Annotated in this window: 9 protein-coding genes; 3 read left to right on the top strand and 6 right to left on the bottom strand. The window is 43.7% G+C overall.

What is annotated here, in order from left to right:
- Nucleotides 1–77: 77 nt before the first annotated feature.
- A complete protein-coding gene (locus EZ437_RS11220; protein ID WP_131596026.1) occupies nt 78–1,193 on the top strand; it encodes an SGNH/GDSL hydrolase family protein in 1,116 nt (371 codons plus the stop codon).
- On the opposite strand, the gene EZ437_RS11225 is transcribed toward EZ437_RS11220, so the two are convergent.
- The 4 genes from EZ437_RS11225 to EZ437_RS11240 form a co-directional block, all read right to left on the bottom strand.
- On the bottom strand, nt 1,186–4,323 hold the full coding sequence (locus EZ437_RS11225) for an error-prone DNA polymerase (protein WP_131596028.1): 3,138 nt from the start codon (nt 4,321–4,323) through the stop codon (nt 1,186–1,188). The two genes, EZ437_RS11220 and EZ437_RS11225, sit on opposite strands and share 8 nt — an antisense overlap.
- Nucleotides 4,324–4,328: 5 nt before the next feature.
- Entirely contained in the window at nt 4,329–5,834 is a 1,506-nt protein-coding gene (locus tag EZ437_RS11230) for a Y-family DNA polymerase (RefSeq protein ID WP_131596030.1), read from the bottom strand.
- Nucleotides 5,831–6,577 (bottom strand): ImuA family protein, encoded by a 747-nt coding sequence (locus EZ437_RS11235; protein ID WP_131596032.1) that lies wholly within the window; start codon nt 6,575–6,577, stop codon nt 5,831–5,833. The genes EZ437_RS11230 and EZ437_RS11235 overlap by 4 nt, the downstream gene beginning before the upstream one ends.
- 71 nt (nt 6,578–6,648) lie before the next feature.
- Complete coding sequence (locus EZ437_RS11240; protein WP_131596034.1) at nt 6,649–7,602, bottom strand: ATP-binding protein; 954 nt, start codon at nt 7,600–7,602, stop codon at nt 6,649–6,651.
- A 343-nt stretch (nt 7,603–7,945) separates the two neighbouring features.
- Between EZ437_RS11240 and hflK the strand changes: the two genes are divergently transcribed.
- Together hflK and hflC are read left to right on the top strand one after the other, a co-directional pair.
- Nucleotides 7,946–8,947: an FtsH protease activity modulator HflK gene (hflK, locus tag EZ437_RS11245; RefSeq protein WP_131596035.1), complete on the top strand. Its 1,002-nt coding sequence runs from the start codon at nt 7,946–7,948 to the stop codon at nt 8,945–8,947.
- A gap of 1 nt (nt 8,948) precedes the next feature.
- The gene (hflC, locus tag EZ437_RS11250; protein WP_131596037.1) at nt 8,949–9,887 is read left to right on the top strand and encodes a protease modulator HflC; all 939 of its coding nucleotides are present in this window, start codon (nt 8,949–8,951) and stop codon (nt 9,885–9,887) included.
- Here hflC and pgl read toward each other — a convergent pair.
- Complete coding sequence (pgl, locus tag EZ437_RS11255; protein WP_131596039.1) at nt 9,884–10,609, bottom strand: 6-phosphogluconolactonase; 726 nt, start codon at nt 10,607–10,609, stop codon at nt 9,884–9,886. The two genes, hflC and pgl, sit on opposite strands and share 4 nt — an antisense overlap.
- Nucleotides 10,610–10,613: 4 nt before the next feature.
- Nucleotides 10,614–12,125, bottom strand: a complete 1,512-nt coding sequence (gene zwf / locus EZ437_RS11260) for a glucose-6-phosphate dehydrogenase (RefSeq protein ID WP_131596040.1) — start codon at nt 12,123–12,125, stop codon at nt 10,614–10,616.
- Nucleotide 12,126: the final 1 nt, after the last annotated feature.

Raw genomic sequence — 12,126 nt, forward strand, 5'->3', positions numbered from 1 at the left:
TTAGCGAGTATAATAGCCGGGAATTGGCGGAGGCCAGCCTTACCTTCGGACTGGCTTATAAATTGAAATAGTGAGTAATGAAAAAAATTATATCATTGACTTTTTTTGCGCTATTATTAGCTGCAAATTCTGCTTTTGCGCAGAAAGAAGCCGTTTATAAAACGTGGAATCCTGCTAAAGATCAAACCAGTGTTGTAGCAGGACAAGGTTGGCATGCCGGAATACAGGATTTTTATGATCGGCTACCTTTTAAATCAGAGAAATTAGTCCGTAAACCTGTCTGGAATTTATCTAAAAACAGTAGTGGATTAAATCTGCAATTTAAGTCAGATGCACCCGAAATAGTTGTGAGGTATATGGTTTCCGGATCTGTACAGATGCCTCACATGCCTGCAACCGGGGTAAGCGGAGTTGATTTATATGCCAAAGATGCTAATGATGGTAAGTGGCTCTGGTCGGCAGGAAAGTATTCTTTTGGAGATACTATAGTGTACCGTTTTATAAATCTAAAAACAGCTGATAGTAAGGTGAGGGACTATACCTTATATCTGCCTTTATATAATTCTGTAAAATGGATGGAGATAAGTGTGCCTGAACAGAGTAATTTTACGCCTTCTGTAAATAAAGAAAAACCAATTGTAGTTTATGGAACCTCCATTGCACAAGGTGCCTGTGCCAGTCGCCCTGGATTAGCCTGGACTTCAATTGTAGGTCGTAAATTGAATACGCCTATGGTTAACCTTGCTTTTTCTGGTAATGGAAGATTAGAGAAAGAGCTAATAGAATTGCTTCCTGAGATAGACGCAAAACTATATGTATTAGATTGCTTACCTAATTTGACGGGTGAAGCGTTCACAAATGCTGAAATTAAAAAGAGAGTTGAAGATGCAGTGGCTTATTTACAATTGAAAAAGCCAGGTGTGCCTATTTTGCTTACTGAGCATGATGGTTATACCGATGATGGGATAAACCTGGAGAGGAAGAAGTCTTATGAGCGGGTAAATCATGCTTTAAAAGCTGCTTTTACTGCGTTAAAAGCAAAAGGAGTAACAAATATTTTCATCCTGACTAAAGAAGAGATTAATCAAGATATCGAAAGTACGGTAGATGGTACTCATCCAAATGATATTGGAATGATGCGCTACGCCGAAGCTTATGAGAAAACAATCAAAAAGATACTTTTGCCTATTTGAAGTTTCTGCCACCATGAAAGACTGATTTTTCAGACTGATCAGCAGATTCGGTTACGGTAAGTCCTTTAAGAAGTTTGCTGAGGTCAAAACAACGGTTTACTACTACATGGATCACCAAGCCCTCGATCTGGACTTTACCTTCTACCATAAAGAGCCGGGATTGGAGGATCTCTTTTCTGTACTGCAGAAATACTTTTTCCCAAACTACCAGGTTGGCGAAACCGGTTTCATCTTCTATAGTGATGAACAATACGCCTTTGGCAGTGCCGGGACGTTGCCTTACGGTGATTAAGCCGGCTACTTTAACGGTGTCACCGTTTTTGAGTTGCTGCAGCTTTGCTGTTTCAGTAACATGTAAAAGATTTAATTGCTCCCTCACAAAGCTCACCGGATGGGCTTTTAAAGAGAGTCCTGTGGCAGAATAATCCTGCACTACATGTTCGGCAGCAGTCATAAATGGAAGTAATACCTGTCCTTCGTGAACGCTTTCAGAGGGTTGTCCGGCAAACAATGCGATGGGCTGGTCCTGTAGCGCAGAAAGTTCCCATAAAGCCGCACGTCGGTCAAGGTTGAGCGAACGGAAAGCATCTGCATCACTTAAGCCCTCGATGGCATCCTGCGGCACGCCTGCTTCGCTTAATTGGGTAATGCTGCTATATCCATGGACAGGTCTGTTGGTGATCAGTATATGCATATCTTCTGCGCTAAGCCCGGAAACTTGCCTGAAACCTAGTCTCACAGCACAGTATTTTCCATCCTTTTCCTCAAGGGTATTGTCCCATAGGGAATGGTTGATGTCTACCGGACGCATGACCACGCCGTGCCGCTCTGCATCAATCACAATTTGTGCAGGGCGGTAAAAACCCATGGGCTGGCTATTGAGTAATGCAGCAGCAAATATATCGGGATAATGACATTTGAGCCAGCTGGAGATATATACCAGGTGGGCGAAGCTGGCGGCATGGCTTTCAGGGAATCCATAGCTACCGAAGCCCTCCAGTTGCTTGAATACCCTTTCGGCATACGCCTGTTCATAACCCTTTGCTACCATGCCATTGACCAGTTTTTCCCTGAATTCACTGACTAGTCCCTTAGCTTTAAAAGTAGCCATGCTACGGCGCAATTGGTCGGCCTCTGCTGGTGTAAAATCTGCAGCAACCATGGCTATTTCCATCGCTTGTTCCTGGAATAAAGGTACGCCCAATGTCCGGCTCAAGACCTTTTCCAGTTCCTCGCTTGGGTACGCAACAGGATCAATTTTATCCCGCCTCCTTAGATACGGGTGTACCATATCCCCTTGTATCGGCCCTGGCCTTACAATGGCCACTTCAATCACGAGATCATAGAATACCCTGGGTTTTAATCGCGGTAGCATAGACATCTGTGCACGGCTCTCTATCTGAAACACGCCTAAAGTATCTGCTTTGCATATCATGTCGTAGACGGCAGTATCATCCTGAGGTACATTTTCAAGGCTTAGGCTTCGCCCATAATGTGCTTTTGTCAGGTCAAAAGCCTTGCGGATACAGGTAAGCATACCCAATGCCAGCACATCTACTTTAAGGATGCCCAGCGCTTCGAGGTCATCCTTGTTCCATTCCAGTTGGGTACGGTTTTCCATCCGCGCATTCATAACCGGACAGATATCTGAAAGTTTGGTCTGGGTAATTACAAATCCTCCGGTATGCTGCCCCAGCTGCCGCGGAAAACCCACCATAGCTTCTGTAAGTTCCAGTACTTTCTTTAGCAAAGGATCATCAGGATTCAATCCCTGTTCCAAGACCCGTTCCCGGTCAAAGGAGTCTTCGTAATAATGCCAGAACACACCTGAAAGCCTTTTAATCGTATCTTCAGATAAGCCCATCGCTTTACCTACATCTCTGACGGCCCCTTTGTGCCTTTCCTGGGTAACAGTAGCCACTATGGCGGCATGATCACGCCCATAGGTTTCATAAATCCATTGAATGATTTCTTCCCGTCGCTCATGCTCAAAGTCGACATCCACATCGGGCCATTCATCCCGGGCGTCGGACATAAACCGGGAAAATAGCAATCGTGATTTAGCAGGATTTACGGAGGTAATTCCCAGGCAAAAGCAGACCGTACAATTCGCTGCGGAACCTCGTCCCTGATGCAAAATGCCTAGTTCTGTCGCCTTGCTTGTGTATTCATAAATCCTTAGGAAATAAGGCGCCAGTTTTCGGCGCTTAAAGAAGTCGAGTTCAAATTCAATCTGCTCTTTGATCTTCTTAGTAAGCGTATTGCCAAATATCTTATTTGCGCCAGCCCAGGTAAGTACAGCAAGATGCTCATCTGCTGTTCGTCCATCCGGACTAGGCCATTCAGGCTCCAGGTATTTCAGTTCATCCAGCGAAAAATTGCAGACTGCAGCAATCTCCTGTGTTCTTTGTATCGCATCAGGATACAGATTGAAAAGCCGCAACAATTCCTCCTTTGATTTTAAATGACGCTCTGCATTGGCATGCAGGTGAAAGCCTGCATTGCTGATGGTGCATTTCTCGCGCACACAGGTTTGTACGTCCTGTAGTTCCCTGCGCTGAGTGATGTGGTAATGTACATCATTGGTGGCTACCATAGGGATATCCAGATTTGCCATGCGATGGAAGCGCTTATTGTCATTCCCACCATAAGTGCGGGAGGCAGATATATACAGCTCGTCGCCAAATATTTTTTGATACTGTTGGAGATTAGTTTTAAAGTCATCATCAAAATCAAACCTGTTATTGAGCGCTAAAGGCGGGATGACGACAAACTTAATTCCTTTCTTATGTGCATATACATCTGCTTTATACAACTCGCATTTACCTTTTTCAGTCCGCAGGTTGCCCAAGCTCAGCAAAGCGCATAAGCGCCCCCAAGCGGTAATGTCGGTAGGGTAAGCAAGTAAACTCGGTCCGTCTACCAAATCAAGTCTGCAGGCTGGAATAAAGCCAATTCCCTTGATCTTAGCAGCCTGGTGCGCGCGTACTACGCCAGCCATGCTATTTCGGTCGGTAATGGCTATTTTGGTATAACCCAATGCTGAGGCACGGTTCACCAGTTCCTCGGGATGTGAACCGCCCCTCATAAAAGTGAAATTGCTGGTTACCTGTAGTTCTGCATAATCCATGATGTTTAAGCAAAAAAACCATGTAAATACCATCCGGCGCGTTCGTCATTGTAGTGCCCGGACCGGAATACCCAATACCTTCTGCCTTCTTCATCTTCTACTACATAATAATCCCTATGCTGTCCCTGATCTTCCCACCAGCTCCTTTCGATCCGTTCGGCGTCATCCGCTTTTTTGATGATATGCCGTACCCCTTTATAGATAAAAAGCATAGGAGGATTATCTGGTAATATAGATGATACTTCGATCTTTTCAGGCCTTGGTAATAACAGGGAGGGCCGGGGCCGGTCTTTCCGCCATACCGTAGCTGGCTGCTCGTCAAGCGATGAGGCCAGTCTGATAGATTGCTCCGGCCAATGCCGTTCTTCCGGCAAATATCTGTGGATCTTGTCTGCTCCAATCTTGTTGGCCAGCGTATCCAGCAGCTCAGCCAAACCTTTATCAGCTAATCCACAACCTTCAGGCGACCAAAGGAACTCCTGTTCGGTGTCTGTTTCTCCTACTTTTGGTGCTTCAAGGGTAAAGAGTTCAATACCTAATTTAGGTTTGATTGTTTCTATTTTCAATTCAAATAACTTGAACAATCGCATTACCTGATTAGCCGGGTGATTGCTTCCAATCTGAACCTGTACCATTCCCCCATCTATCCGGTAACATTTTAAAACAGCGGTAAGGATGCCTTTTTTATCGGTATATAGCCGCTTACATAAGCGCTCTAGTAGTTCTTTAATGGCAAGCGCTATTCCTTCCCTTGTTCGGATAGGTTCTAAGCATGGCAGGCGTTCAGCGTATGGCTCAATAGGCTGTAAGAGTTGCAAAGGTTCATCTTCATTGCCCAAAGCCTGGTCGAGCTTCAATATAAAATCCTGACCAAAACGACGGCGTAATGCCGTGCGACCTGTATGAATAAAGCTTTTGATGGTATGGAAGCCCAGCTTCAGGAGTCGCTCTGCCACGACAGCTTCCAGCCTCAGAGCTGCCGGTGGTAAGGGATATAAAGCCTGTTCTTGTTCGCCAGGCGCTATAATTGGCCTAACCTTTCCATATCGTGCGACAGCCCAGGCTGTACCAACCGTATCGGCCATCGCTCCACGGACATGGTATCCCTTTGAGATCAACCGGGTTACAATTTCCTTTAAATATTCACGCTCTCCGCCCCATAGATGTGCGCAGCCTGAAATATCCAGTATCAGGCCTTCTGGAAAATCGATAGCGACCTGCGGAGAATACCGGATACACCATTCACCCAATGCATTGAGCAGTTTAGCTTCCTGACCGGATACGTGGGATACGACTTCTAAACCCGGAATAATTGCATTTGCATCGGCCAGGGCCATTCCCGTATGTACGCCAGCTGCTTCCGCCAGGGAATTTGCTGCTACCACAACTACACGGTTACGCACAGGAGCAGCTATCACAAAAGAAAGGTTCTTAAGTTCCGGTCGTTTAAGTGTTAGCCAATCTGTTAGCAAATACCTGAACCATAGGGATACAAAGCGTTGATTTGTCATGCGTAATGCCCTGCGATTCGTCTTTCCATTATTTCAGTTACTGTCTTTTCTTCTATGGTAATGAATTGATCCGCTGCCCATTCCAGTTCCCAACTACCCGGATTTCCGTTGCGAACACGCAGCAGATCGACCTGCCAGCGGGGGAATCCCACTCCGGGTAATTCATCCTCAGGTTCGCTTGGTAAGGGACTGATCTTCCAGCGGGCTACGCAAGTATTGGCTCCCAGTTTTCGTGGGTCATTGCGCAATATAAAGCCGGTTCCTTTGCTGCTTTCTACAGCGAGTTGCAGCCTGCGGGACTGAATTATGCTGATCTCCTGTACTTCAGCAATTACCGCGGCCAGGCCTTCGCATTTTAATGCCTGTTCCATTACCCAAAGCACTTCTTTTTCTTCTTTGGCATCTATAAAAATTATCCGTTCCGGTGCGATGTTAAACATGCTTAAGGATGGAGGGAAAAGTTTTCTTGAAGTGCTGATCCATAGGCATGCACCTCCTTGTGACATCAGGGTTTTTAGTATGCCTGCTAGGAATCCGCTGCAGGCCGCTGCATGTTCAGTTTCTGTATTAATAAATTCGTGAATGGCGGCCGTTGGAAATACGGAATTGGGAAATGCATTTTCAATTTTTCCTAAGCCAAAGCGGGAGCCACTGCCTTTTGAGAGCGGCTTAAAACCTTCCAGCAAAAGAATTTCCTGTTGCAGACGGCTGAAGATTTCCTTTTTAGTATTGCTTAGTTCCATGATTGACAGCAAGCAAATATAATACTATTATATTTAGCTTTATAGTATTATTTACTAAAATAATTAGCTAACTATCCATGAGTATATTTGTAGTCTTCGTTTGAGTGTCTGACTATTTCATTGATGACAACGTCGAGTTGCTTTACCGATACATCTAAATTAATTAACAATTCCTGTTCTGACGCTACATTATTTTTATGCATTAGCAACTCCAGTATGCCTTTAATATTTGCCAGCGGGCGACGTATGATATGAGACTGAAGATAAGCAATCTCCTTTAGTTGCTCATTTCTGGCCTCAATTGCTTTGTTGTGCTCGATTTCAGATGCTGTTAATTTCGCATCCTTATTATTTTTTTCAGCTACTTCTCTATGCAGTTCCCGATATAGGAAAACTACCTGGAGTATTGTTTTGTCCAGACCTTTTAATAATTGACGGATCAGGATTGCCATGAGGAAATTTACAAATATAAAATTAACTGAAAAGATCAGCCATCTGTTTAAATCGAGGTTTTTTGAGAGAACAAACAGGATGCTGGGGTCAAAAAACAGGATTAACGAAATTATTGCGAAGACTAGAAAATTGAGCCCGACTACACCATAGGCCCATTTGTCCGAAAACTGAAGCGAACTGAAGACTACTAATGCAAATAAATAGATAAATCCCATCACTATCATTCCCATAAACATGATCATCGATATTGCGAAAATAGCAACCGTTATCAACACCCATACCTTGCGTGAATGCAGTGTCTGATTTTGATTCAAAGCTATTGTTATCACGAATGCCATCATACAGATATCAGTTATGGCTACGTAAGGATGGCCGGCTTTAAGTTCTAGTATAACACTTGGGATTAATATCAGCAGACCTGTGGGCAGGGCATAGATGATTGCTTTTACAAAGAGTCTGTTTTGCCAGTATACAAGGTTTTTTTCAGCGCTTACCGAACTATCTTTCATTAGTCTTTCAACCAACTGTTTATAATTGGCCCATAATTTTTTGATAGCGCGGTGAGATAACATTATGTAAATTTGTTTATCCGATTTTTTGTATAAAGGTGCGTAATTATTTATGTTTTATTGTCAGATTTTTATTGTATCTGTTATTTGTCTGTTTGCTTTGTGTTCGCTATTACCAGAGGGTTGCCAGGAGGTTGATTCGGTTGCAGTCCAATTAACCCCCTGCGTGATACGTCAGTACCCCTACCATACCCCCTGGAGGAAGCGAACGGAGAGCGAGAACAGCACTGGCAGAAGCTGGAGAGATCGGGTAAAACATTCGTTTTTTGAGTAGAAATTTGGTATCTTTCTCTGCGGCGCAGGCCGATTTAAGAGAACGAACCGATTTTTTTACTACCTAATCATTATGGAATTTAAGGAGAGAGACTTTACAAACCAAATTACCCAATCAACGATCCTGACCAGGATCAGAGAAAATTTAAGATTTATTTTAATTGCCATATTGGTGGTGATCCTGCTTTGGGGAACTATTTTTCAGATAGGTACTGAAGAAGTAGGAGTTATTACCCGGGTGGGTAGATACACCAGAACAGTAGACCCGGGATTGAACCTCAAAATGCCGTTTATAGAGACGGTGCATAAAGTACCCGTAGAACGCCAGCAAAAGCTGGAGTTTGGCTTCCGGTCGCTGGGTGCAGTGGACAATCAGTCTGAATATTCAAAGGATGGTTTAAGAGATGAATCGCTGATGCTGACCGGAGATCTTAACCTTGCCGATGTAGAATGGGTAGTGCAGTACAGGATCAATGATGCCTATAATTATTTATTTAAGGTGCGGGATCCGGAAAGTACACTCAGGAATATATCTGAAGCCGCCACCAGGCAGGTAGTAGGGGACAGGACTGTCAATGAGGTGTTGACCATAGGCAGAACCGAGATTACCGTAAAATTGCATCAGCTGATCCAGGAGATCTGTAATGAGTATAACATAGGGATTAAAATAGAACAGGTGGTGCTGCAGGATGTGAATCCACCTGATCCTGTAAAAGCAGCATTTAATGCGGTAAACGAGGCGCAGCAGGAAAAGGAAACACTGATCAACCAGGCCAAGTCTGAATACAACAAAGTAATCCCAAAAGCAAGCGGAGAGGCTAAGGCTACGATACAAAAAGCTGAAGGATATGCGATAGAACGGATAAACAATGCCCAGGGTGAGTCAACCAGGTTTAATGACCTTTACAATCAATACATAAAGGCACCTGAAGTAACTAAAAAGCGGATCTACCTGGAAAATATGACAACCATATTGTCCAAGCTGGGTAATGTGATCGTCACTGATCAAAATGGAGCGAATGTATTGCCGCTGCTCCAGATGCAACTGAATAAGGATAACACTAAAAAGAATTAAGATGAGGGGAAAACAGATACTATTGGGATTACTTGCTTTTTTTGCGCTGTTGTGTTTGCTGACCAGTACTTTTACTGTTAAGGAATATGAACAAGTGGTGGTTACCCAATTTGGAAGACCTATTGGCAATGCCATTACTACACCTGGAATAAATTTTAAACTGCCATTTATACAGACTGCTAATGTTTTTGAAAAGCGCTTTATGGAATGGGTAGGTGATCCCAACCAGTTGCCTACAAAGGACAAGAAATTCATTTTTGTAGAGACTTATGCCAGATGGCAGATTACCGATCCGCTGCAGTTCTTTAAAAGGCTTACAAACGAGCGGGGAGCTCAATCCAGATTGGACGATATCCTGGACGGGGAGACAAGAAATGTTGTGGCCAAGAACAACATTGAGGAACTGGTAAGAAGCAGTAACAGAAAGCCAGAACTGGATTCGATAGGGGAGGTGTTGGGCGATTCCTTAACAAAAGTCTATGTAGGCCGGGACAAAATGCAGGAAATGATACTTAAATCTGCTAATAAGCAAGCCATTGAACTGGGCATAAAAATCCTGGACTTCAGGTTTAAAAGAATCAACTATGTGCAGGAAGTACAGACACAAGTTTACGAGCGTATGAAAAGTGAGCGTTTCAGGATTGCGGATAAGTTCAGGTCGGAAGGGCAGGGCGAGGCTTCCAAGATAAATGGAGATAAGGATAGGGAACTAAAGAATATTCAATCTGCGGCCTTTAAAAGAGCTGAGGAGATAAAAGGCAGAGCGGATGCCAGTGCGGCATCCATCTATGCATCTGCTTATAATCAATCCGCTCAGTCTAAGAGCTTGTATGGGTTTTTAAAGTCGATGGAAACACTTGACAAGACATTTAGTGAAAAGACCTCGGTGATATTGTCTACCAACAGCGAGCTCTATCAATATCTGAAAAAGTCCAACTAACCTTCCAATAGGTTTGCTGCAGCTTTATCCAAAAACCAGGTAACACTGCCATCAACAGGCTGTATCAATTGGGTAGGGTAAAGCTGCGGATTTTTGCTTTCATCTTCTATCACATGCTTCACTGCTTCAGCTTTTGATGATCCGAATACCAGGAAGGCAATGTTTTTCGCTTTATTGATCAACGGAGCTGTAAAACTGATCCGGTAAGTAGCTAGTTTTTCTACAAATACAGAATCTATCTCGACTTCTTTGTTGGTCAATATGCTGGTGTCCGGAAATAATGATGCGGTATGGGCATCATCACCCATACCCAGCAATATCAGGTCAAAAGCAATATCTGCACCGTCAAAATGGGCAGAGATTGCTTTGTTATACTCTATGGCTGCCTTTTCGGGGGCCAGTGTGGTATTAACGTAAAATATGTGATCTTCAGGGATTCCCAGTGGATCCAATATGGATCTTTTGGCCATTAAGCCATTGTAACTTTCATGAGTGGCCAATACATTGCGCTCATCGCCAAAAAAGAAATATACTTTGCTCCAGTCAATCCTGTCTTTATGAGTGGTAGCCAGCAGCTCATAAAGTGCTTTAGGAGAATTACCACCGGTGAGTACAAAATTAAACCGGTCGTTTTCTTTTATGGCACTATCAGCTATCGAAACTATGTAATCTATCAGGTCTTCAAAAAGCTCTGCCTGGGTGTGGTAGATGAGTAGGTTCATTTAGTTAATCTTTATTTAATGGCAAAGTAAACCAATGAAATCCGTCTCTTGCTATCAGCGCTTCTGCATTTTCTGGCCCAACTGAACCCGCGGTATAATTAGGGAAGCTCAGGGATTTTTTTTGTTCCCAGGCATTGATTACCGGCATTAATAGTTCCCATGCAATTTCTACCTGATCGGCACGCATAAACTGAGTCTGATCGCCTGTCATCACGTCCAGCAGGAGTGTCTCATAGGCTTCCGGTGATTCGGTAGTATAGGTGCCTTTATAATCAAATACCATATCAACAGGATTCAGGATCATGTCTAGTCCGGGTCTTTTTCCCTGAACTTGTAAACGGATGCTCATTTCAGGTTGTATGCTGATGATCAATCTGTTTTGTTGCCAATTTTCAGCAGCTCCACCCGGGAAAACCTGGTGTGGTACATCTTTGAACTGAATAGTGATCAATGAAGAAGATTGTGTAAGGCATTTTCCGGTACGCACATAAAAGGGGATGCCTTTCCAGCGCCAGTTGTCCACAAAGAACTTAATAGCAGCAAACGTTTCAGTGTTAGAATCATCCGGTACGTCTTTTTCAGACCTGTAGGCGGGTACTTCAGTGCCTTTGATCCAGCCTTTGCTGTATTGGCCACGAACCGTGTTAAAACGGATATCTTCGGCAGAGAAAGGACGCATTGCTTTCAGTACATCTACTTTTTTATCCCTGATTTCATCAGCGTCAAAATTGATTGGGGTTTCCATACCGATAATGCAAAGGAGTTGCAAAAGGTGGTTTTGGATCATATCGCGAAGTGCTCCTGACCCGTCATAATAACCACCACGGTCGCCCACGCCCAGCTGCTCAGTAACAGAGATCTGTACGTGGTCTATATAGTTTCTGTTCCAGAGAGGCTCCAAAAATGAATTGGCAAAGCGGAAAGCCATGATATTTTGTACGGTTTCCTTACCCAGGTAATGGTCTATTCTGTAGATCTGTTTTTCTTTGAAACGCTCTTTTAAAAGTTCATTCAGTTCACGGGCGGTGTCAAGATCTTTACCAAAGGGTTTTTCGACTACAATGCGGCAGTTGTCTTCGTTTTCTGCCAGTTTGAATTTAGCAAGACGCTTTGCAATAGCCGGGAAAAGATCCGGAGATACAGCCAGGTAATAAACGATCTGGGTTTCCGGGCCGAATTCATCTTTAAACTTTTCAATTACTATCCGAAGTTCATCAAACGATGCAGAATCCTTAACATCACTGGACTGGTAATAAATGTTCTTTGAAAAACTCTCCCATTTATCTTTATGCACTTTACCAGTACGGGAAAAGCTATTTACGCCCTCCATTAACGTGTTTCTGAATTTGTCGTCGTCCAATGGTCTGCGGGCAGTACCAATGATGGCATATTTCTCGGGCATATAGCCTTCTGAATACAGATTGTAGAGTGCGGGCGCTAGTTTGCGCAGATTTAAATCGCCGGTACCACCAAAAATTACAATTATTGTTGGACTGAGGCTGATGCTTGTCTTCATT

Origin of the sequence: Pedobacter psychroterrae, from assembly GCF_004331695.1 — a bacterium.
In the GTDB taxonomy this organism is placed as follows: Bacteria; Bacteroidota; Bacteroidia; order Sphingobacteriales; family Sphingobacteriaceae; genus Pedobacter; species Pedobacter psychroterrae.

Coding starts and splice junctions, on each gene's coding strand:
- EZ437_RS11225 (WP_131596028.1), bottom strand. CDS start 4,323: ATGGATTATGCAGAACTACAGGTAACCAGCAATTTCACTTTTATGAGG.
- EZ437_RS11240 (WP_131596034.1), bottom strand. CDS start 7,602: ATGTTATCTCACCGCGCTATCAAAAAATTATGGGCCAATTATAAACAG.
- zwf (WP_131596040.1), bottom strand. CDS start 12,125: ATGAAGACAAGCATCAGCCTCAGTCCAACAATAATTGTAATTTTTGGT.
- EZ437_RS11230 (WP_131596030.1), bottom strand. CDS start 5,834: ATGACAAATCAACGCTTTGTATCCCTATGGTTCAGGTATTTGCTAACA.
- EZ437_RS11220 (WP_131596026.1), top strand. CDS start 78: ATGAAAAAAATTATATCATTGACTTTTTTTGCGCTATTATTAGCTGCA.
- pgl (WP_131596039.1), bottom strand. CDS start 10,609: ATGAACCTACTCATCTACCACACCCAGGCAGAGCTTTTTGAAGACCTG.
- EZ437_RS11235 (WP_131596032.1), bottom strand. CDS start 6,577: ATGGAACTAAGCAATACTAAAAAGGAAATCTTCAGCCGTCTGCAACAG.
- hflC (WP_131596037.1), top strand. CDS start 8,949: ATGAGGGGAAAACAGATACTATTGGGATTACTTGCTTTTTTTGCGCTG.
- hflK (WP_131596035.1), top strand. CDS start 7,946: ATGGAATTTAAGGAGAGAGACTTTACAAACCAAATTACCCAATCAACG.